Origin of the sequence: Herbidospora galbida, from assembly GCF_005233835.1 — a bacterium.
GTDB classification, from domain to species: Bacteria; Actinomycetota; Actinomycetes; order Streptosporangiales; family Streptosporangiaceae; genus Herbidospora; species Herbidospora galbida.
On record NZ_SZQA01000007.1, the window covers coordinates 199,258 to 219,152 of the forward strand.

General features: G+C 73.1%; 22 protein-coding genes. 16 read left to right on the plus strand and 6 right to left on the minus strand.

Translation table 11 applies throughout. The features are described from left to right. The 12 genes from FDA94_RS10455 to FDA94_RS10510 all read left to right on the plus strand — a co-directional run bounded on the left by FDA94_RS10455 (position 1) and on the right by FDA94_RS10510 (position 11,411). Positions 1 to 969, plus strand: coding sequence for an STM4015 family protein (locus FDA94_RS10455; protein WP_137246848.1), 969 nt, complete (start codon positions 1 to 3; stop codon positions 967 to 969). Continuing rightward, positions 966 to 1,802 (plus strand): STM4015 family protein, encoded by an 837-nt coding sequence (locus tag FDA94_RS10460; RefSeq protein ID WP_246059718.1) that lies wholly within the window; start codon positions 966 to 968, stop codon positions 1,800 to 1,802. Before FDA94_RS10455 ends, FDA94_RS10460 begins: the two co-directional genes overlap by 4 nt. Beyond that, positions 1,799 to 2,755 carry an STM4015 family protein gene (locus FDA94_RS10465; RefSeq protein ID WP_246059721.1) on the plus strand — a complete coding sequence of 319 codons (957 nt, stop codon included), beginning with the start codon at positions 1,799 to 1,801 and terminating at the stop codon, positions 2,753 to 2,755. The genes FDA94_RS10460 and FDA94_RS10465 overlap by 4 nt, the downstream gene beginning before the upstream one ends. Then, the gene (locus tag FDA94_RS10470; RefSeq protein WP_137246849.1) at positions 2,752 to 3,669 is read left to right on the plus strand and encodes an STM4015 family protein; all 918 of its coding nucleotides are present in this window, start codon (positions 2,752 to 2,754) and stop codon (positions 3,667 to 3,669) included. Before FDA94_RS10465 ends, FDA94_RS10470 begins: the two co-directional genes overlap by 4 nt. Continuing rightward, entirely contained in the window at positions 3,666 to 4,700 is a 1,035-nt protein-coding gene (locus FDA94_RS10475) for an STM4014 family protein (RefSeq protein ID WP_137246850.1), read from the plus strand. Before FDA94_RS10470 ends, FDA94_RS10475 begins: the two co-directional genes overlap by 4 nt. After that, positions 4,697 to 5,494 (plus strand): STM4013/SEN3800 family hydrolase, encoded by a 798-nt coding sequence (locus FDA94_RS10480; RefSeq protein ID WP_137246851.1) that lies wholly within the window; start codon positions 4,697 to 4,699, stop codon positions 5,492 to 5,494. Before FDA94_RS10475 ends, FDA94_RS10480 begins: the two co-directional genes overlap by 4 nt. After that, complete coding sequence (locus FDA94_RS10485; RefSeq protein WP_137246852.1) at positions 5,478 to 6,728, plus strand: STM4012 family radical SAM protein; 1,251 nt, start codon at positions 5,478 to 5,480, stop codon at positions 6,726 to 6,728. Before FDA94_RS10480 ends, FDA94_RS10485 begins: the two co-directional genes overlap by 17 nt. Next, entirely contained in the window at positions 6,725 to 7,558 is an 834-nt protein-coding gene (locus FDA94_RS10490; protein WP_137246853.1) for an STM4011 family radical SAM protein, read from the plus strand. Before FDA94_RS10485 ends, FDA94_RS10490 begins: the two co-directional genes overlap by 4 nt. Before the next feature lie 77 nt (positions 7,559 to 7,635). Continuing rightward, on the plus strand, positions 7,636 to 8,505 hold the full coding sequence (locus FDA94_RS10495) for an ABC transporter ATP-binding protein (RefSeq protein ID WP_137246854.1): 870 nt from the start codon (positions 7,636 to 7,638) through the stop codon (positions 8,503 to 8,505). Further along, positions 8,502 to 9,269, plus strand: a complete 768-nt coding sequence (locus FDA94_RS10500) for an ABC transporter permease (protein ID WP_137246855.1) — start codon at positions 8,502 to 8,504, stop codon at positions 9,267 to 9,269. The genes FDA94_RS10495 and FDA94_RS10500 overlap by 4 nt, the downstream gene beginning before the upstream one ends. A 22-nt stretch (positions 9,270 to 9,291) precedes the next feature. Then, on the plus strand, positions 9,292 to 9,969 hold the full coding sequence (locus FDA94_RS10505) for a response regulator transcription factor (RefSeq protein WP_137246894.1): 678 nt from the start codon (positions 9,292 to 9,294) through the stop codon (positions 9,967 to 9,969). Next, positions 9,966 to 11,411, plus strand: a complete 1,446-nt coding sequence (locus tag FDA94_RS10510) for a sensor histidine kinase (protein ID WP_137246856.1) — start codon at positions 9,966 to 9,968, stop codon at positions 11,409 to 11,411. The genes FDA94_RS10505 and FDA94_RS10510 overlap by 4 nt, the downstream gene beginning before the upstream one ends. 8 nt (positions 11,412 to 11,419) lie before the next feature. Here the strand turns inward: FDA94_RS10510 and FDA94_RS10515 are convergent, their stop codons facing one another. The 3 genes from FDA94_RS10515 to FDA94_RS10525 are packed head-to-tail and all read right to left on the minus strand — an operon-like array spanning position 11,420 to position 13,687. Continuing rightward, positions 11,420 to 12,499: a DUF6745 domain-containing protein gene (locus tag FDA94_RS10515; protein WP_212735264.1), complete on the minus strand. Its 1,080-nt coding sequence runs from the start codon at positions 12,497 to 12,499 to the stop codon at positions 11,420 to 11,422. Further along, positions 12,499 to 12,795, minus strand: a complete 297-nt coding sequence (locus FDA94_RS10520) for a hypothetical protein (protein ID WP_062433143.1) — start codon at positions 12,793 to 12,795, stop codon at positions 12,499 to 12,501. The genes FDA94_RS10515 and FDA94_RS10520 overlap by 1 nt, the downstream gene beginning before the upstream one ends. Positions 12,796 to 12,823: 28 nt before the next feature. Further along, positions 12,824 to 13,687 carry a LysR family transcriptional regulator gene (locus FDA94_RS10525; protein ID WP_137246857.1) on the minus strand — a complete coding sequence of 288 codons (864 nt, stop codon included), beginning with the start codon at positions 13,685 to 13,687 and terminating at the stop codon, positions 12,824 to 12,826. A 125-nt stretch (positions 13,688 to 13,812) separates the two neighbouring features. On the opposite strand from FDA94_RS10525, the gene FDA94_RS10530 reads away from it, so the two are divergent. The 4 genes from FDA94_RS10530 to FDA94_RS10540 are packed head-to-tail and all read left to right on the plus strand — an operon-like array spanning position 13,813 to position 17,429. Beyond that, entirely contained in the window at positions 13,813 to 14,532 is a 720-nt protein-coding gene (locus FDA94_RS10530) for an SDR family oxidoreductase (RefSeq protein ID WP_137246858.1), read from the plus strand. Between the two features lie 56 nt (positions 14,533 to 14,588). Further along, a complete protein-coding gene (locus FDA94_RS10535) occupies positions 14,589 to 16,382 on the plus strand; it encodes a thiamine pyrophosphate-requiring protein (RefSeq protein WP_137246859.1) in 1,794 nt (597 codons plus the stop codon). 28 nt (positions 16,383 to 16,410) lie between these two features. Continuing rightward, a complete protein-coding gene (locus FDA94_RS41045) occupies positions 16,411 to 16,671 on the plus strand; it encodes an SDR family NAD(P)-dependent oxidoreductase (RefSeq protein ID WP_281286554.1) in 261 nt (86 codons plus the stop codon). Then, on the plus strand, positions 16,596 to 17,429 hold the full coding sequence (locus tag FDA94_RS10540) for an SDR family oxidoreductase (protein ID WP_281286555.1): 834 nt from the start codon (positions 16,596 to 16,598) through the stop codon (positions 17,427 to 17,429). Before FDA94_RS41045 ends, FDA94_RS10540 begins: the two co-directional genes overlap by 76 nt. 45 nt (positions 17,430 to 17,474) lie before the next feature. Here FDA94_RS10540 and FDA94_RS10545 read toward each other — a convergent pair whose 3' ends face one another. From FDA94_RS10545 to FDA94_RS10555, 3 genes are read right to left on the minus strand one after another with little or no spacing between them, the layout of a single operon-like run. After that, positions 17,475 to 18,245, minus strand: coding sequence for a hypothetical protein (locus tag FDA94_RS10545; protein WP_137246860.1), 771 nt, complete (start codon positions 18,243 to 18,245; stop codon positions 17,475 to 17,477). Then, positions 18,242 to 19,465: an NRAMP family divalent metal transporter gene (locus tag FDA94_RS10550; protein ID WP_137246861.1), complete on the minus strand. Its 1,224-nt coding sequence runs from the start codon at positions 19,463 to 19,465 to the stop codon at positions 18,242 to 18,244. Before FDA94_RS10550 ends, FDA94_RS10545 begins: the two co-directional genes overlap by 4 nt. Continuing rightward, positions 19,462 to 19,887, minus strand: a complete 426-nt coding sequence (locus FDA94_RS10555; protein ID WP_137246862.1) for a hypothetical protein — start codon at positions 19,885 to 19,887, stop codon at positions 19,462 to 19,464. The genes FDA94_RS10550 and FDA94_RS10555 overlap by 4 nt, the downstream gene beginning before the upstream one ends. Positions 19,888 to 19,895: the final 8 nt, after the last annotated feature.

The window sequence follows — 19,895 nt, forward strand, 5'->3', positions numbered from 1 at the left end:
ATGCTGACAATCCTCCCGGAGAACATTCATCCCGACCCGTGGGACCTCTACGACGAGACCTACGCCGGTCTGGACGTCGCCGTCTTCCCGCCGGACGACGATGACGAGGAGCTTCCGGCCGCCGGCGCGGTGGCGTGGCGGATCGCCGAACCCGACGCCTACGACGCCGAGGAGGGCGCGTTCGCCGGGACCCTCCAGGTGTTCCTCGACCAGGTCGCGACCGAAGAGGTGCGGGCGCTGGTCATCGGGTGCTGGGAGCAGGCGTACGACACCGACTCCTCCGCGATCGTCAACCTGCTGGCCGAGAACGCCAAGCGCTTCCCGGCGCTGCGGGCGATCTTCCTGGGCGCGATCCAGTCGGAGGAGGCGGAGATCTCCTGGATCCAGCAGTCGGACGTCACCGCGCTGCTCACCGCCTTTCCGCAGCTGGAGCGGCTGGAGGTGCGGGGCGGCACCGGCCTGGCCCTGTCTCCGGTCCGGCACGAGAACCTGCGGGTGCTGCGCTTCGAGACCGGCGGCCTGCCCGCCGAGGTGGTCCGCGCGGTCGCGGCGTCCGACCTGCCCGCGCTGGAGCACCTCGACCTCTGGCTCGGCATCGACAACTACGGCGGCGACTCCACGGTCGCCGACCTGGCCCCGATCCTGGCCGGCGACCGGCTGCCCGCGCTGAAGCACCTCGGCCTGCAGGACAGCGACCACCAGGACGAGATCGCCGCCGCCGTGGCCGCCGCCCCGATCGTGGCCCGCCTCGACGTGCTGTCGCTGGCCATGGGGACGCTGGGCGACGAGGGCGCAGAGGCGCTGCTCAGCGGCCAGCCGCTCAGCCACCTGAAGGTGCTCGACCTGCGCCACAACTACGTGACCGACCCGCTGGCCGAGCGCCTGCGCGTGTTCGTCGGCGACGCCGAGCTCGACCTCGCGGAGCGCAAGGAGCGCGACGACTGGATCTACGTGTCGGTGGCCGAGTGAGCCACGCCGACCTGGGCGCGGGGATCGACGAGGGCATCGACATCCTCAACGAGCTGGACTCCTTCTTCGCCTGCGCCGACACCGGGGAGGTGACGTCCATCGGCGTCGAGGAGTGGCCCGAGATGTACGAGGAGAGCTCGGAGGCCATCGTCGAGAAGCTGGTCGCCAACGCCCACCTGCTCCCGAACCTGCGCGCACTGTCTCTGGGCCACGTCGACCGGGACTGGTGCGAGATCTCGTGGATCCGGCTGAGCGCCGTCACGCCGCTGCTGACCGCGTTCCCGAACCTGGAGCGCCTGGAGCTCCGGGGGAGCGACGGGCTGGCACTGGTCCCGATGCGGCACGAGAGTCTGCGCGTGCTCCGGGTGGAGAGCGGCGGCCTGCAGAGCTCGTTCGTCCGGTCGGTCGCCGCCTGCGACCTCCCGGCACTGGAGCACCTGGAGCTCTGGCTCGGCGTCGAAAACTACGGCGGCACCACGTCGGTCGCCGACCTGGCCCCCATCCTGGCCGGCGACCGGCTGCCCGCCCTCAGGCACCTCGGGCTGCAGGACAGCGAGATCCAGGACGAGATCGCCGCCGCCGTGGCGTCCGCGCCCGTGGTCGCGCGGCTCGACGTGCTCGACCTGTCGATGGGCACGCTGACCGACGCCGGGGCCGAGGCGCTGCTCGGCGGCCAGCCGCTCAGCCACCTGAAGGTCCTCGACCTGCACCACAACTACCTGAGCGACGCGATGGCCGACCGCGTCGAGAAGGCACTGCCCGGCGTCGACGTCAAGTTGCACGACCGCCTCTCGCCCGGGGACGACCGGCTCTACGTGGCGGTGTCCGAGTGACCTCGCAGATCTCCCTCCACGTGCCGCCGCGTCCTGAGGAGAACGACGACTACCAGGAGCGCTACGCGAACCTGCCGGTGATCGGCTGGGACAGGGAAGGCGCCGAGAAGCCGAAGCCGGGCGGCAGCGGTGCCTGGTATCTGGCGGTTCTCGACGAGGACATCCTCGAAGAGATGGACGCCTTCTTCGAGCACGTCGACACCGAGACGGTGCCCGCCCTCGTCATCGGACACTGGGACGACATGTACTCGACGAGTTCGGCGCCCATCGTGGCCAAGCTGGTCGCCAACGCGCACCGACTGCCCGCCCTCCGGGCGCTGTTCGTGGGCTCGGTCGGATCTGACTGGTGCGAGATCTCCTGGATCAAGCAGAGCGACATCACCGCCCTGCTGACCGCGTTCCCCGACCTGGAACGCCTGGAGATCCGGGGCGGCGACGGCCTGGCCCTGAGCCCGGTCCGGCACGAGAGGCTGCGCATGCTCCGCGTGGAGAGCGGCGGCCTGAGCGGCGCGTTCGTCCGGGGGGTCGCCGCGTGCGACTTCCCGGCGCTGGAGCACCTGGAGCTCTGGCTTGGCGTCGAGAACTACGGCGGCGACTACACCGTCGAGGATCTCGCGCCGATTCTCAACGGCGACCGGCTGCCCGCCCTGAAACACCTGGGCCTGCAGGACAGCGACCGCCAGGACGAGATCGCCGCCGCCGTCGCGTCCGCGCCCGTCGTGGCCCGCCTGGAGAACCTCGCGCTGTCGATGGGCGTGCTGACCGACGAGGGCGCCGAGGCCCTGCTCGGCGGCCAGCCGCTGACCCACCTCGACCAGCTCGACCTGCACCACCACTTCCTCAGCGAGCCCATGATGGAGCGCGTCGAGAAGGCGCTGTTCGTGGTGGGCGTCGACCTCGGCGACCGCCAGTTCGACGACGACGGTTGGTTCTACGTGGCGGTGGACGAATGACGATCTCCCTCGACCTGCCCCGGCACACCGACGAGACCGACGTCTACTACGGCCGCTACGCCGGCCTGCCGACGGTCGACTTCTCCGGCGCGTTCGACCACCCACCCGGCGAGGCGGCCTGGTCCGTCGACGATTCCAGCCTGGCCGGCTTCGTCGAGGCCGCCGAAGCCGCGCAGGTGCGCGCGCTCGTTCTCTTCGGCTGGGACGAGACCCCCCACCTGGTCGTGGAGAAGCTCGTCGCCGGGGCCCACCGGCTTCCGGCGCTGCGGGCGATCTTCTTCGGGGCGATCCCGCAGGAGGCGCAGGAGATGTCGTGGATCAACCAGACCGACGTCACCCCGCTGCTGACCGCGTTCCCGGACCTGGAACGCCTGGAGACCCGCGGCAGCATGGGCCTGCGTCTGTCCCCGGTCCGCCACGAGCGGCTGCGGATGCTCCGGATCGAGAGCGGCGGGCTCGGCGGCGAGGTCGTGCGCGGCGTCGCGGCGTGCCACCTGCCCGCGCTGGAACACCTGGAGCTGTGGCTCGGCGTCGACGAGTACGGCGGCGACTACACCGTCGAGGACTTGGCCCCGATCCTGACCGGCGACCGGCTGCCCGCCCTGAAACACCTGGGCCTGCAGGACAGCGACCGTCAGGACGACGTCGCCGCCGCCGTCGCGACCGCGCCGATCGTGGCCCGGCTCGACGGGCTCGCCCTGTCGATGGGCACGCTCACCGACGAGGGCGCCGAGGCGCTGCTCAGCGGCCAGCCGCTCACCCACCTGCGGCGGCTCGACCTGCACCACCACTATCTGAGCGACGCCATGACGGCCCGCCTGCGGGCCGCGCTCCCCACGGTCGACCTCGACCTCGACAGTCAGCTCGACCCGGACGAGGACGAGGGCTGGCTCTACACGTCGGTGAGCGAGTGATCGTCGTCGGCACTCCAGGCGACCGCCGCGCCGACCTGTTCGGCGCGGCGGCCCGCGCCCACGGCCTGGGCGAGATCACCGTCGTTCCCTGGACGGAGGTCCTGACCGGCGCTCCGCTCCGGTTCTCCGGTCTCGTCCGGGTCGACTCGCCCGGCGAGTCCGCCGAGGCCGACGCCCTGCTCCGGGGCGCGGGCGACCCGACCCGCGTCGGTGGAGGGGCGACCTGGTACACCCGGTTCATGGAAGGACTCGGGAGGGTGGCCCAGGCGGGCGGCGAGCTGCTGGCCGACGTCGGCGAGATCGCCACCATGTTCGACAAGCGCCGCTGCCACGCACTGCTCGCCTCGGCGGGCCTCCCCGTGCCCGGCGGCGTGACCGTGAACTCCTACGGTGAGCTGCGGGAACAGATGCGCGCACGGGCGTGGCCGAGGGTGTTCGTCAAGCCCGCCCACGGCAGCTCGGCGTCGGGCGTGATCGCCTTCGAGACCTCCGGGACCCGCCTGCGCGCCGTCACCTCGGCCACCGAGGACCTGCGGAACTCGCTGGCGGTCCGGACGTACACCGACGAGTCGACCGTCGCCCGGATCGTCGACACCCTGGCCCCCGACGGGCTCCACGTCGAGCGCTGGTTCCCGAAGGCGTCGGTGGCGGGCGGCTGTTTCGACCTGCGGGTGGTGACGGTGGCCGGGCGGCCGACCCACGCGGTGGCGCGGGTGAGCCGGGTGCCGATGACCAACCTGCACCTCGGCGGGAAGCGCGGCGACCTGGGGGAGATCCGGGCCCGGCTGGGCGCGGCCCGGTGGGACGAGGCGATGGACGTCTGCGCCCGCACCGCCGCCTGCTTCCCCGGCAGCCTGACGACCGGCGTCGACCTGATGATCGGCGCCGACTGGCGGTCGATGGCGGTCGCCGAGGTCAACGCCTTCGGCGACCTGCTGCCCGGCCTGGGCGCGCTCGACGGGAGCGGGCTGACGACCTACGAGTGCCAGGCGCGGGCCGTCGCGGCGGGGTGGCGACCGTGCGCGACATGAACGCGATCGTGGGCAGCCACGACATCCTGCTCCTCACCCTCGACACGCTGCGGTACGACGTGGCCGAACGGCTCATGGCCGAAGGGCGGACGCCGGGCTTCGCCCGGTTCCTGACCTGGGAGAAGCGGCACAGCCCCGGCAGCTTCACCTTCGCCTCGCACGCCGCGATGTTCGCCGGGTTCCTGCCGACGCCGGTCACCCCCGGCCCGCACACCCGGCCGTTCGCGGCGTCCTTCCCCGGCAGCGCGACCACCTCGCCGCAGACCTGGGTGTTCGACGCGCCCGACCTGCCCGCCGGGCTGGCCAAGGCGGGTTACCGGACGGTCTGCGTCGGCGGGGTGGGGTTCTTCAACCGGCTGAGCCCGCTGGGGTCGGTGCTGCCCGGCCTGTTCCAGGAGAGCCACTGGGCGCCCGAGTTCGGGGTGACCGCCCCCGACTCCTTCGAACGGCAGCTCGACCGCGCGGAGGAGGTGCTCGACGGCGTGCCGGACCCGGTCTTCCTGTTCCTGAACGTCTCGGCGCTGCACCAGCCCAACCGGTTCTACCTGCCCGGCGCGGCCGACGACTCGATCGAGTCGCACGCGGCGGCGCTGGAGTACGTCGACCGGCACGTCGCCCGGCTGTTCGCCCTGATGACCCGCCGCCGGCCGTGCTTCGCGATCGTCTGCTCCGACCACGGCACCGCCTACGGCGAGGACGGTCACGTGGGCCACCGGCTCGCGCACGACGTCGTCTGGACCGTCCCCTACGCCGAACTCGTCCTCGACCGGAGCTCCGATGATCAGTCCGTATGAGAGTTACGTCTACGCGTACCCCCACAAGACCGCCTACCGGCCGCTCGACCCGCGCCCCGCGCTGACCGACGTGTGGCGCGGCGAGCGGGCCGGGTCGTTCTACGCCCACATCCCGTTCTGCGAGATGCGCTGCGGCTTCTGCAACCTGTTCACCCGGACGGGCGCCCCCGAAGACCTGGTGGCGGCCTACCTCGACGCGCTCGAACGCGAGACGCTCGCGCTGGCGGACGCCCTCGACCCGGCCTTCGCCACGGCGGCGATCGGCGGCGGCACCCCGACCTACCTGAGTCCCGCCGAGCTCACCCGGCTGTTCGACGTCACCGGCAAGATCACCCCCTACGGGGAGATCCCGCTGTCGGTGGAGACCTCCCCGGCGACCGCGACCCCCGACCGGCTGGCGGTTTTGAAGGAGCGCGGCACGACCCGGATCTCGATCGGGGTGCAGAGCTTCGTCGACGAGGAGGCCCGCGCGGCGGTCCGCCCCCAGAAGCGCGCCGAGGTCGACCGGGCCCTCGACGCGATCAGGGCGACCGGCTTCCCGATCCTCAACATCGACCTCATCTACGGCATCGACGGCCAGACCGTCGCGTCGTGGCGGCACTCCCTGGAGACCGCGCTGCGCTGGGCCCCCGAGGAGCTCTACCTCTACCCCCTGTACGTACGCCCCCTCACCGGCCTCGGGAAGATCGGCCGCGACTGGGACGACCAGCGCATGGAGCTCTACCGCGAGGGCCGCGACCTGCTGCTCGACCGGGGCTACGAGCAGGTGTCGATGCGCATGTTCCGGCTGCCCGGCACCGGGACCTCGACCGGCTACTGCTGCCAGACCGACGGCATGGCGAGCGTGGGGTGCGGGGCCAGGTCGTACACGGGCACCCTGCACTACTCCCACGAGTACGCGGTCGGCGCCCGCCACGTCCGGTCGATCATCGACGACTACGTGCGCCGCGACGACTTCACCGAGGCCCTGATCGGCTTCACGCTGACCGAGGCCGAGCGGCGGCGACGGCACACCATCCAGAGCCTGCTGCAGAAGGACGGCCTCGACCTCGGCCTCTACCGGAGCCGGTTCGGCGGCGACCCCGACGTCACGGCGGTGCCCGCCGAGTGGCTGGTCCGCGACGGCGACGTGCTGCGGCTGACCGACGACGGCCTCGCCCACTCCGACGCGGTCGGGCCCGCGCTCTTCTCCGCCGAGGTACGCGGCCTCATGGCGGGCAACGACGCCCGATGACCCATCTGACGATCCTCTACCGGGGCCCGCTGGCCAGCTGCGACTACGACTGCGCCTACTGCCCGTTCGCCAAGCGCCGCGACACCCCCGAGCAGCTGCGCGCCGACCGGGCCGCGCTGCGCCGCTTCACCGAGTGGGCCGCCGCGCAGGACCACGACGTGAGCGTCCTGTTCACGCCGTGGGGCGAGGGGCTGGTCAGGTCGTGGTACCGCGAGGCGATGGTCGAGCTCAGCCACCGGGCCAACGTCCGGCGTGTCGCCATCCAGACCAACCTCAGTTCCCGTACGACCTGGCTCGACCGGGCGAACCCGGCGAAGCTGGCCCTGTGGGTGACCTACCACCCGACCCAGGTGACCTATGACCGGTTCCTGGCCAAGGTGACCGGACTGCCGGTCCGGCACAGCGTCGGCGTGGTCGGCGACCCCGCCCACCTGGAGGACGCCCGTCGCCTGCGCCGGGACCTGCCGGCCGACACCTACCTGTGGATCAACGCCGAGGAGGGCCGGAGCTACACCGACGAGGAGGCGGCCGGGTGGCAGGAGATCGACCCGCTGTTCCGCTACAGCCGCTTCCCCCACCTGAGCGCGGGCCAGGCGTGCCGGACCGGCGACACGGTGATCTCGGTGGACGGGGAGGGGACCGTCCGGCGGTGCCACTTCATCCCGACGGTCCTGGGAAATCTCTATGACGGCACGTTCCGCGCCCGGCTGGGGCCGAAGGCGTGCCCGAAGCTGGAGTGCGACTGCCACATCGGCTACGTCCACCTCGAACCGACCGGCCTGTACGACGTCTTCGCGGGCGGCATCCTCGAACGGATCCCGGCCCGGTAGGTTCACCCCGGTAGATTCACAGGGCTCTCACAGAACCGCCCAGGAAGTCCCGAGCTCGCGGGCGCAGGCTCGGTCGCGTGATCGAAGTGACCCGACTGAGCAAACGCTACGGCGACGTCGTCGCCGTCGACGACCTGACGTTCGACGTGAAACCCGGCGCGGTGACCGGGTTCCTGGGGCCCAACGGGGCCGGCAAGACGACCACGATGCGGATGATCCTCGGGCTCGACGCCCCCCACGCGGGGCAGGCCCGGGTCCTCGGGGCGCGGCTCGCCGATCTGCCCGAGCCGATGCGGGCGGTCGGGGCGTTGCTGGACGCGGGGGCCGTGCACCCCCGTCGTTCCGCCCGCGACCACCTGCGCTGTCTCGCGGTGAGCAACCGGCTGGAACCGCGGCGGGTCGACGAGGTGCTCGACCTGGTCGGGCTGACCGCGGCGGCGCACCGGCACGCGGGCGGGTTCTCGCTCGGGATGAAGCAGCGGCTCGGGCTGGCCGCCGCGCTGCTCGGCGACCCCGGCGTGCTGATCCTGGACGAACCGGTCAACGGGCTCGACCCCGAGGGCATCGTCTGGATCCGCACCCTGATCCGGGGGCTGGCGGCCGAGGGACGGACCGTCCTGGTCTCCAGCCATCTGATGGCCGAGACGGCGGTGACCGCCGACCGGCTGATCGTGGTGGCGCGGGGGCGGCTGATCGCCGACACCACCGTCGAGGCGGTCGCCCGGCCCGACGGCGTGCTCGTGCGGACCCCGGAGGCCCGCCGGTTCGCCCAGGTCCTCGTCACCCACGGCGCCTCGGGGGTCGAGCCCGCCGGCGACGAACTGGTCGTGCGGGGGCTCGCGGTGCGGCGGATCGGTGAACTCGCCGCCGCCGAGGGAGTGGTCCTGCACGAGCTCACCCCCCGCCGCGCGTCCCTGGAAGAGGCCTTCATGGAGCTGACCCGATGATCGACGCCGTCCGCTCCGAATGGACCAAGACCTGGACGACCCGGTCGACCTGGTTCACCCTCGCCGCGATCGTCGGGCTCGGCGTCCTGTTCGCGGTGCTGTTCGGCCACGCCGCCGCCACCGAATACGCCCGGATGAGCGCCGCCGACCAGGCCGCCTACCGGCCCGCGCCCGACTTCCGGCCGCTGATCTTCGTCCAGATCGCCGTCGGCTACTTCGGCCTGCGCGCCTTCACGGTCGAACACCTCACCCGGACGATGGCGCTGACCCTGACCACGGTGCCCCGACGGGGCCGGGTGCTGGCCGCCAAGGCCGTGGTCTGCGCCGCGCTGACGCTCGCGGCCGGGACGGTGACGGGGCTCATCGTGGTCTTCGCCGGCCGGGTGGTGCTGGCCTCGCGGCACGTGCCCGTCAACCCGCTGGCCGAGCCGGGCATGCTCCGGGCGCTGGCCGGGCCGGGGCTGCTGCTGACCCTGCTCGGGCTGATCGGCCTGGCCATCGGCTGCCTGGTGCGCAGCACCGCGGGGGCGATGGTCATCACGATCGTGATCGGGGTGTTCGTCCCGGCGATGGCCTCGCTCTACCCCGAATGGCTGGCCCGGCTGATCCTGAGCTACTGGCCGATCACCGCCGGGCTGCGGTTCCTCAGCCTCGACGGCGACCCCGACCTGCCAGGACCGGCGGCCGGGCTCGCCGTGACCTGCGTCTGGGCCGCGATCCTGCTGGCCGCCGCCTACGCGGTGTTCCGGCGGCGGGACGCATGATGTGGGGGACGAAAGGGGCGTGATGGAGCGGCTGCTGGTCGTCGACGACGAGCCGACGGTGCGGGAACTGCTGTCGGCGACCCTGCGCTTCGCCGGGTTCGAGGTGACCTCGGCCGCCACCGGATCGGAGGCGGTCGAGGCGGTCCGCCTCGACCGGCCCGACCTGATCCTGCTCGACGTGATGCTGCCCGACCTCGACGGCTTCCAGGTCGTCCGCAGGCTGCGCGAGCTGGCCCGGCCGCCGGTGCCGGTGCTGTTCCTGACCGCCCGCGACTCCCCGGCCGACAAGGTCACCGGCCTCACCCTCGGCGGCGACGACTACGTCACCAAGCCGTTCGACCTGCCGGAACTGCTGGCCCGCATCCGGGCGATCCTGCGCCGCACCGGCGTCCCGCACGCGCACGCCGTGGTCGTCGGCGACCTGGAGGTCGACGTCGAGGGCTGCCACGTGCGCCGCGCCGGGGTCACGATACGCCTGTCGCCCACCGAGTTCCGCCTGCTCAGCTACCTGGCCGAGCACGCCGGCCGGGTGGTGTCGAAGACCTCGATCATCGAGGACGTCTGGCAGTACGACTTCGCCGGCGACACCAGCATCGTCGACACCTACGTCAGCTACCTGCGCCGCAAACTGGAGGCCGGCGGCCCCCGCCTCATCCACACCGTCCACGGCGTCGGCTACGTCCTGCGCGAGCCCCGATGACCTCCCTGCGCGGCCGCCTCCTCCTGATCACCTGCGCCCTGCTGGCGGCGGGCCTGCTGCTGAGCGGCTCGATCGTCGTCGGCCTGCTCCGCTCGGGCCTGGTCGACCGCGTCGACACCCAGCTCCGCGTGTTCGGCGGCATCATCGCCGTCATCCCGCCCGGGCTCACCTCCCGCGCCCCCGCCGACCGGGTGGCCGGCGACGCGCTGAGCACCAACCTCGACCTGATCAACCGCCTGTACATCGCCGAGGTGGACGCGGACGGCGAGCTCCTCTCGGAGATACGCCTTCCACCCGGCCCCGGCGGTCCCGCCCTGCCCGCAGGCGGCCTCCGGCCGGACCCCGCCCCGGCCGCCCCCCTGGGCGACGCGCCCTTCGAGGCGCGGGACTCGGCGGGAGGAGCCGACTGGCGGGTGCTGGTGGTGCCGCGAGACCGGACCGGGACCTCCGTGGTGGTGGCGGCCTCGCTGGACGCCGTGCAGGCGACGGTCGGCCGGCTGCGGGTCATCTACGTCGTCACCGGGCTCGGCCTCCTGGCGCTGCTCACACTGGCCGGGTGGTTCGCCATCAGAGCCGGGCTGCGGCCGCTGCGGGACATCGAGGAGACCGCCGCCGCGATCGCCGCCGGGGAGCTCGGCCGCCGGGTGCCCGACGCGGCCCCGGACACCGAGGTCGGCCGGCTGTCGGCCGCGCTCAACGGCATGCTCGGCCAGATCGAGCGGGCCTTCGCGGCGCGGACCGAGTCGGAGGCCCGGCTGCGGCGGTTCGTCGCCGACGTCGGGCACGAGCTGCGCACCCCGCTCGTCGGGATCAAGGGGTTCTCCGAGCTCTACCGCATGGGCGGGCTGCCCGAGGTCGCCCCCGCGATGGCCAGGATCGAGAGCGAGGCCGGACGGCTGGCCCGGCTGGTCGAGGACCTGCTGCTGCTCGCCCGCCTCGACGAGGGCGGCGACGCCCTGCCGCTGGACCTGGCCCCGATGGACCTGCGCACCCTGGCCGCCGACGCCCGCCTCGACCTGCGCGCCCTGGCCCCCGGACGGCCGGTCGAACTGACCGGCCCCGACGGCGGACCGCCCGCCTCGGCCCCCGTGGTCGGCGACGAGGCCCGGCTCCGCCAGGTCGTGACGAACCTGGTCGGGAACGTGGTCGAGCACACCCCCGACGGCACGCCCGTGCGCATCGGGGTCGGCACCGAGGACGGCGAGGCGGTGCTCGTGATCGAGGACCACGGCCCGGGGCTCACCCCGGAGGAGGCCGCCCGGGTGTTCGACCGCTTCTCCCGCGCCGACGCCTCGCGCAGCAGATCGGGGCCCGGCGGCGCGGGCCTCGGCCTCGCCATCGCCCGCTCACTGGCGGAGGCCCACGGAGGCCGCCTCGACCTGCGCACGGCCCCCGGCCAGGGGGCCGCCTTCACGCTGGCGCTGCCCGGCGCTCCGGCCTGAGCCGCCGGTCAGGTCTCCTGCTTGGGGAAGTACTCTCGCTCGTCCACCCCGAACGTCCACGCCACGCCCTGCCGGGCCCGCTGGATCCACGGCGGCACCCGCAGGAAGTAGGTGCGGAAGGTGCCGTCGGGTTCGGCGGTCGAGTTGACCACCTCGACCGTCATCACGTCTTCGTCGTCGGGCAGGCTGATGCGCCACAGGATGCCCGTCTCGTCTCGGTGCAGGGGGGTCGCGCCCGACTCCGCCAGGTAGCGGTCGAAGCCGAAGTGCTCCAGCATGACCCGGCGCAGCTCGGCGTTCTCCTCGTTCCGGATGCGCTCGGGGGTCAGGTCGGCCATCGACGCCACGAAGCCCTCGGGCACCGGCATGCCGTGCCAGGCCTCCAGCGCGAACCCGTCGGGGAAGACCAGCGCGGGGCCGTCGGAGCGGTGGAGGCGGCCGGCCTCGTCGAGGTGGAGCTCGGCCGGGCGCTCGCAGACGATGGCCACGTCGGCATAGGGGAACCACCAGCCCGCGTTGCGGGAGACCCGGGTCAGCCCGGACAGGCCGGGGGCGTCGCCGAAGGCCGACAGCCAGGCGGCGTCGTGCTGGCCGAGCACCGCGTCGAGCGCGGCCTGGCGCAGCAGGTCGCCGGCCTCCTCGCCGCCGAGCACCGACAGGCCCCGGCGGATCTCCTGGACGACCGTGTTCACCCTCGGCCACAGCAGCCCGCCGGTCGACTCCCACACCCGCGCCCACCCCGCCCCGCCGGTCTCGCGCAGCACGTCGGCGCGGGCCTGCTCCCAGGGCTGGGTGCGCACCTCCTCGCGTACGGAATGACCAAGAGGCCGGGCCAGCAACGGCGCGGCCGACAGGATGAGCGAGCCCAGGCCGGCCTTGTTCAGCGCGTCGACGGCGGCCTCGCCGCCGTGGTGGATGGCGGCCGCCGCGGCGGCGACGACCGGCGACCCGGCCCAGAGGATCAGCGAGGGCGCGGCCAGCCCGGCGGCGGCGTAGGCCTCGCGGACGCCCGCCTCGGCCTCGGCCCGGTCGCCCGGACCGGTCATGAAGGCGACGTCGGCCCAGGTCATCGTGGTCTCGATGCTCATCAGTCGGCCACCACCCGGAACGAACCCGGCACGTATTCACGCTGACGGATGATCCGGAACCAGCCCTTGGGCAGCGGGATCGTGGCGTGCTCCTCGTGGACCAGCCGGCCGCCCTCGGGCAGGTGGAGGTAGCCGGGGTAGAGGGTGCCGGGGCCGTGCAGCGCGTGGGCGTGGCCGGTGGCCTCGCCCAGGGCCAGCACGATGCGGCCCTTGTGGTCACGCGGCTCGGAGACGAGACCGGGAGGCACCGACGCCTCGGGGACCGGCATGATCAGGATGTCACCCTGTCGGTACATGACCAACCTTCCGTGTTCGGGGGGTTGATCAGAAACTATCGACGGCCACCGACATTTCCCGGGCTACGGCCGCGAACTCGGCGATCAGCGGACTGCGGCGGCCGGCGCTCCAGGCCAGGCACACCTGGTTCGGCGGGATGTCGGTCACCGGGACGTACCCGACGCCGGGACGCGTGTAGAAGACCGCCACCGACAGGGGCAGGACGACCACGCCGTGACCGCCGGCGACGTGCTCCAGCTTCTCCTCCACGGCGCGGAACCGCACCTCGGGGTCGCGCCGGGTCGCGACGTCGCGCCACTCGGGGACGGCGTCGGGGTTCTGCAGGAGGCGCTCGTGGGCCAGGTCGGCGATGCCGACGGCGTCCTTGCCCGCGAGGGGGTGGTCGGCGGGGAGCGCGGCGACGCGCGGCTCGCTCCACAGCGGGGTGACGCGCAGGCCGCGCCGGTCGATCGGCAGCCGGACGTAGCCGACGTCGACCCGGCCGTCGTGGAGGGTGGCGGTCTGGTCGTCCCAGGTCGTGCGGACCACCTCCACGGTCAGCCCGGGGTGGCGCTCGCCGAAGGCGCGCACCGCCGGGGTGACGATCAGGCCGGGCATGAACCCGACCGTGAACACCTCGCCGCCCCGGGCCGCGCGGGCGACGCGGCGGCGCAGGCCCTCGGCCGAGGCCAGCAGGGGCCGGGCGTCGGCGAGGAGCTGCTCGCCCGCCGGGGTCAGTTCGGTCGCGCGCTTCGTGCGGACGAACAGCTGGGCCCGCAGCTCCTCCTCCAGCGCCCGGATCTGGCGCGACAGCACCGGCTGGGCGATGTGCAGGGCCTCGGCGGCGCGGCCGAAGTGGAGGTGCTCGGCCACCGCGACGAAGTAGCGCAGCTTCCGCAGGTCGACGTCCACCAGCGCCTCCTTCCGGTCGTGATGCCCTCAGGGTATGACAGAGCGCGAACGAGGTCTTGGACGGCGGCCTCGCGGCAGGGCCATCGTGGAGGGGTTGGCACATCCCTCGTACGTGAGAAGGAACCATGGATCTTCAGGGGCAACGTGTCGTCGTGCTCGGCGGCACCTCCGGTATCGGGCTGGCCACGGCCGAGGCGGCGGCGCGGCAGGGGGCCGAGGTGACGGTGGCCTCCAGCCGCCGGGCCAGCGTCGACCACGCGCTCACCCGGCTGCCTGAGAGCGCGGTGGGCCGGGTCGCCGACCTCACCGACGCGGCGGCGGTGGGGGCGGTGCTGGCCGAGGCGGGCCCGATCGACCACCTCGTCTACACCGCCGGCGAGCCGCTGGCGCTGATGCCGGTGGACGGCATCGACCTCGGCGCGGCCCGCGACTTCTTCGCCGTCCGCTACTTCGGCGCGCTGGGCGCGGTCCGGGAGGCCCTGCCCCACCTTCGCCCGACCGGGTCGATCACGCTGACGACCGGCACCGCCAAGGACCGGCCGGGGCCGGGATGGTCGGTCGCGGCGAGCATCTGCGGGGCGATGGAGTCGCTGACCAAGGCGCTGGCCGTCGAACTCGCGCCGATCAGGGTCAACGCGGTGGCCCCCGGCTTCGTGCGCTCGCCCCTGTGGGCCGGGATGGGCGAGGAGGCCCGCGAACGCATGTACGCCGAGACCGGCGCCGTGATCCCGGTGGGCCGGGTGGGCGAGGTCGAGGACATCGCGCGGGCGTACGTGTTCCTGATGACCGAGCCGTTCGCCAGCGGGACCGTGCTGACCGTGGACGGGGGTCACGTGCTCGTCTAGCCCAAATCCGACAAAAGGTGCGTGTGCCGACAAAACGGATGGGTACGGCGGGGCTCATGACGCAGACCGTCGGTGACTACGTGGTACGCCGCCTCCAGGAATGGGGCGTGCAGCAGGTTTTCGCCTATCCGGGAGACGGGATCAACGGGATCCTCGCGGCCCTGGGCCGGGCGGACGACGTGCCCCGGTTCGTGCAGAGCCGGCACGAGGAGATGGCCGCCTTCGCGGCCGTCGGATACGCCAAGTTCAGCGGCCGGTTCGGGGTCTGCATGGCCACCTCGGGCCCCGGGGCGATCCACCTGCTGAACGGCCTCTACGACGCCAAGCTCGACCACGTGCCGGTGGTGGCGATCGTGGGCCAGACCGCCCGCAGCGCGATGGGCGGCAGCTACCAGCAGGAGGTCGACCTCCAGGCGCTGTTCAAGGACGTCGCATCGGAGTACCTCGTCGAGGTCAACGTGGCCGAGCAACTGCCGAACGCGCTCGACCGCGCGATCCGGACCGCCGAGGCCTCCCGCGCGCCGACGGCGGTGATCATCCCGTCGGACCTCCAGGAGGAGGAGTACGCCCCGCCGGAGCACGCCTTCAAGATGGTGCCCTCCAGCCCGCCGGGCACCGTCTGGGCGCGGTCGGTCGCCGCCGAGGCCGACATCGCGCTGGCCGCCGACGTGATCAACGCGGGGGAGCGGCTGGCCGTGCTGGTCGGGCAGGGCGCCCGGGGCGCGGCCGAGGAGGTGCGGCGGCTCGCCGACCTGACCGGCGCGGGGGTGGCCAAGGCGCTGCTGGGCAAGGACGTGCTGCCCGACGACCTCCCCTACGTGACGGGGTCGATCGGGCTGCTCGGCACCCGGGCCAGCTACGAGATGATGCGCGACTGCGACACCCTGCTGATCGTGGGCTCCAACTTTCCGTACACCCAGTTCCTGCCGGAGTTCGGGCAGGCCAGAGCCGTGCAGATCGACATCGACGGCCGGTTCATCGGGATGCGCTACCCCACCGAGGTCAACCTGATCGGCGACGCCGCCGCCACGCTCGCGGCGCTGCTGCCGATGGTGGCGCCCAAGGTCGGCAGCGAGTGGCGGGAGACCATCGAGCGCAACGTGGCCGACTGGTGGGACGTCATGGAGCGCGAGGCCGAGGTGCCGGCCAAGCCGATCAACCCGATGCTGATCGTCTCGGAGCTGTCGCGGCGCATCCCCGGCAACGCGATCGTGACGGCCGACTCCGGCTCGTCCACCAACTGGTACGCCCGCAACCTGCGCATGCGCGAGGGCATGCGGGGCTCGCTGTCGGGCACCCTGGCCACGATGGGCCCCGGCGTCCCCTACGCCATCGGCGCCAAGTTCGCCCATCCCGGCCGGCCCGTGGTCGCCCTGGTGGGCGACGGGGCCATGCAGATGAACGGCATGGCCGAGCTGATCACCATCGCCCGCTACCACCACCTGTGGCGCGACCCGTGCCTGGTCGTCTGCGTGTTCCACAACAACGACCTCAACCAGGTGACCTGGGAGATGCGGGCCATGGGCGGCGCGCCGAAGTTCGAGGCCTCGCAGAGCCTCCCCGACGTCGACTACGCCGGGTTCGCCCGCTCCCTCGGCCTGGAGGGCATCACCGTCGCCGAGCCCGAGACGCTGGGTACGGCGTGGGACCGGGCGCTCGCGGCGCGCGTTCCGGCGGTGCTCGACGTGCACTGCGACCCGGAGGTGCCGCCCATTCCGCCGCACGCGACCTTCGACCAGGTCAAGTCGGTGACCGAGGCCGTCGTCAAGGGCGACCCCAGCGCGCTCCACCTGATGGCGCAAGGGGTGAAGACCAAGGCGCAGGAGTTCCTGCGGTGGCCGCACGACTGACTCGCCGCCGGCGGCACCAGGAGGGGCGATGAAACCCGGAGAACAGGTCGTGGTCGTCACCGGCGCGAGCGGCGGCGTCGGCCGCGCGGTCGCCGAGGCGTTCGGCGCGCGGCGGGCGAAGGTGGCCCTGCTCGCCAGGGGCGTCAAGGGCCTGGGGGCCGCCGCCGGGGAGGTGCGGCGGGCGGCGGCACCCCGCTGGAGATCCCGGTCGACGTGTCGGACTTCGCGCAGGTGGACGCCGCCGCCGGCCGGGCCGAGGCCGAGCTCGGCCCGATCGACGTGTGGGTGAACGTCGCCTTCACCTCGGTCTTCGCCCCGTTCGCCGACATCCGGCCGGAGGAGTACCGCCGCGTCACCGAGGTCACCTACCTGGGCTACGTCCACGGCACGATGGCCGCGCTGAACCGGATGCGGCCCCGCGACCGGGGGACGGTCGTCCAGGTGGGGTCGGCGCTGGCCTACCGGGGCATTCCGCTGCAGAGCGCCTACTGCGGGGCCAAGCACGCCATCCAGGGCTTCAACGAGGCGTTGCGCTGCGAGCTGCTGCACGGGCACAGCGGCGTCCACGTGACCATGGTCCAGCTGCCCGCGGTCAACACGCCCCAGTTCTCGTGGGTGCTGTCGCGGCTGCCCCGCCAGGCCCAGCCGGTGCCGCCGATCTACCAGCCCGAGGTCGCCGCGCGGGCCGTGCTGCACGCCGCCGACCACCCGGAACGCCGCGAGTACTGGGTCGGCGCGAGCACTGTGGCGACCCTGATGGCCAACGCGGTCGCCCCCGGCTTGCTCGACCGCTACCTGGCCAGGACCGGCTTCGACTCCCAGCAGACCGACCAGCCGAGGCCCCGCCGCCAGCCGGCGAACCTGTGGGCGCCCGCCGACGGCCCGCGCGGCCGCGACTACGGCGCGCACGGCGCGTTCGACGAGCGGGCGGCCGAGGTCAGCCCGCAGGCGTGGGCCAGCAGGCACCACGCCCTGGTGGCCGCCCTGGGCGCGGCCGTCGGCGCGGTCGTCGTCGCCCTGCGGATGCGCGCCCGCCACCACGCCTGATCCGGGGCCTGATCCGGGGCCTGATCCGGGGCCTGATCCGGTGGCTCAGCGGGGCTCGAAGAGCTCGGTCAGCGGCAGGAGGGCCGCGCGCGGCTCGGTGAGCGTGATCGGGTCGCCGGGGTCGCCGATCTGCTCCCACGAGACGAAGCGGCTGCCCCGGTGGAGGCGGCGGATCACCACTCTGACCAGCGCCGGGCTGTTGCCTCCCGGGCCGCGTTCGTAGCCGAGGAGCTGGCCGGTGTGCCGGGGCGCCACGACGAGGCCGCTCAGGCGCAGCGCCTGCGTGCTCTCCCCGAGCAGCGGGCCGTCCTGGGTGAGCTGGACGTCGGCCACCTGGCCGACCGGCGCCCCGTCGCGGTCGACGACCCGGCGGCCGACCAGCGAACTCAGCCGGTCGCGGTCGGGCACCTCGGCCCTGCGGACCGGACGGGGGGCGCCGAGACCCGGATCCGCGCCGCCGCTGCCGGGCAGGGGATCGATCAGCCGCTCGCGGACCCAGCGTTCCAGTGCGGCCTCCGGCACGTCGCCGCCCACCGTGACCGCGCTGCCGATCTCGCTGACCAGGCTCATCGGGACCCGCCGGGGCGCCGGGTCCTCCTCCGGCCGGAACAGGCGGGTGGTCCCGGTCATCAGCCGGCCGACCACTCCGCCGACCCGCGGGCCGAGCGCCAGCGGCCCGGCGAGGATCGCGGTCACGTACGGGGCCTCGCCCGGCTCGATCTCCAGGTCGTCCACCTTGCAGAGCAGGCGGCCGTCGGCCCGCACCACCTGGCGGTCGAGCAGGTGGAGGTGGGCGTGCAGGACGCGGCCGGTCATTGGCCCGCCTTGGTGGCGAGCATCAGCGGTACGGCCGCCACCGCGACCACCAGGAGCAGGATCATGTACGCCGTCCCGAGGGTGTTGGAGAAGCGGCCGTTGACCCGGTCGCCCATGTAGTCGGGGTCGTTGGCGATCATCAGGACCGGCAGGTAGGTCAGCGGCAGCGCCGCCGCCGAGAAGACCAGCGAGTACTCCGTGACCTTGATGGGGTCGATCGTCGTCAGGATCAGCGCCACCGCGACGATCGTCGAGACCAGCAGCGTGGCGTGGAACCGGGCCGCCTCCCGGGGGCGCACGTACTTGCCCCACTGCCAGCCGAAGTACTGGCTGATCGAGTAGCCCGACGACAGCGCCGTCTCCAGGGTCGCGCCGAACGTCGCGGCGAAGACGCCGAAGACGACCAGCGCCAGGCCGATCTGGCCGAACGCCAGCCCAGCGGGCAGCACCATCTGGCCGAGCGTGTCGACCTCGATCATCCGCGGCAGGAAGACGGTGGCCGCACACGCGGCGATGGCGATCGACAGCAGGCCGCCCAGGGGGAACCCGACGAACACGTTGGCGCGCATCACGCCCAGGTCGCGCCGGGTCCAGCGCTCCTCCACGCCGCCGGAGGAGAAGAAGAACACCTCGTACGGCGTCATGGCCGCCCCGAGCAGGGCGACGGCGTAGAACCAGTAGGTGGCCGCGCCGTCGTCCGACGGGTTGTGCGTCAGCTGGTGCCCCAGCTCCCCGTAGTCGGGGCCCAGGGCGAAGAAGGCCACCAGGAAGACCACCAGGGCGAGCCCGGCCAGGCCGAAGACCCGCTCCATCGTCTCGAACCTGACCCGCCACATCACCAGCCAGGCCACCAGGCCCACGGCGGGCACCCACAGCAGGTAGTCGATTCCGGTGGCGAGTTCCAGGGCGAGGGCCGCGCCGCCGATCTCGGCGGCCAGGGTGAGCAGGTTGATCCCGAAGGACGCGGCCAGGTTGAGCAGACCGGCGCGGGGGCCGAGGCGTTCGCGGACGAGATCGAAGACGGGCCGGCCGGACACGGCCGCCACCCGCCCGGCCATCTCCGCGAACAGGCAGATGCCGACGACGCCGACCACGACCACCCAGGCCAGCGACATGCCGAACCGGGAGCCGACCAGCGCGTTGGCGACCAGGTCGCCGATGTCGACGAACCCGCCGATCGCGGTCAGGATGCCGAGAGTGACGGCGAAGAACCGCTTCACGACGGATGCTCCTCGGCGAAGGCCCGCAGCCGGTCGGCGAGGTCACCCAGGTCGGCCGCGGCGCGCTCCGGGTCGCGGATCTCCCGCAGCCGCACCTCGTTCAGGAGCACCTGCACCTGCTCGGCCGCCTCCGAGGTCAGCTCCGTGATCTCGGCCCGGACCTCTGCCGCCCGCCGCGACGGCGGCTGGACCGCGCCGAACTGGGAGTCGACGCTGTCGAGCGCGGTGGCGGTCTCGGTGAGGAGGGTCTGCAGGTAGGGCCGGGTCAGCTTCGCCTCGCTCTCGACCGCGAGCCGCACCAGCGCCACGGAGGAGGCGGCGGCCTCGGCCGTCGCCCCGGCCTTCTTGCCGTAGTCGGCGTCGTTCCAGGCGGGGGAGGCGCACCCCGCCACGAGCAGCAGCGCCACCAGGACCCGCCTCATGGCCGCGT

Coding starts and splice junctions, on each gene's coding strand:
- FDA94_RS10455 (WP_137246848.1), top strand. CDS start 1: ATGCTGACAATCCTCCCGGAGAACATTCATCCCGACCCGTGGGACCTC.
- FDA94_RS10470 (WP_137246849.1), top strand. CDS start 2,752: ATGACGATCTCCCTCGACCTGCCCCGGCACACCGACGAGACCGACGTC.
- FDA94_RS10480 (WP_137246851.1), top strand. CDS start 4,697: ATGAACGCGATCGTGGGCAGCCACGACATCCTGCTCCTCACCCTCGAC.
- FDA94_RS10485 (WP_137246852.1), top strand. CDS start 5,478: ATGATCAGTCCGTATGAGAGTTACGTCTACGCGTACCCCCACAAGACC.
- FDA94_RS10490 (WP_137246853.1), top strand. CDS start 6,725: ATGACCCATCTGACGATCCTCTACCGGGGCCCGCTGGCCAGCTGCGAC.
- FDA94_RS10500 (WP_137246855.1), top strand. CDS start 8,502: ATGATCGACGCCGTCCGCTCCGAATGGACCAAGACCTGGACGACCCGG.
- FDA94_RS10505 (WP_137246894.1), top strand. CDS start 9,292: ATGGAGCGGCTGCTGGTCGTCGACGACGAGCCGACGGTGCGGGAACTG.
- FDA94_RS10510 (WP_137246856.1), top strand. CDS start 9,966: ATGACCTCCCTGCGCGGCCGCCTCCTCCTGATCACCTGCGCCCTGCTG.
- FDA94_RS10515 (WP_212735264.1), bottom strand. CDS start 12,499: ATGAGCATCGAGACCACGATGACCTGGGCCGACGTCGCCTTCATGACC.
- FDA94_RS10520 (WP_062433143.1), bottom strand. CDS start 12,795: ATGTACCGACAGGGTGACATCCTGATCATGCCGGTCCCCGAGGCGTCG.
- FDA94_RS10530 (WP_137246858.1), top strand. CDS start 13,813: ATGGATCTTCAGGGGCAACGTGTCGTCGTGCTCGGCGGCACCTCCGGT.
- FDA94_RS10535 (WP_137246859.1), top strand. CDS start 14,589: ATGACGCAGACCGTCGGTGACTACGTGGTACGCCGCCTCCAGGAATGG.
- FDA94_RS41045 (WP_281286554.1), top strand. CDS start 16,411: ATGAAACCCGGAGAACAGGTCGTGGTCGTCACCGGCGCGAGCGGCGGC.
- FDA94_RS10545 (WP_137246860.1), bottom strand. CDS start 18,245: ATGACCGGCCGCGTCCTGCACGCCCACCTCCACCTGCTCGACCGCCAG.
- FDA94_RS10555 (WP_137246862.1), bottom strand. CDS start 19,887: ATGAGGCGGGTCCTGGTGGCGCTGCTGCTCGTGGCGGGGTGCGCCTCC.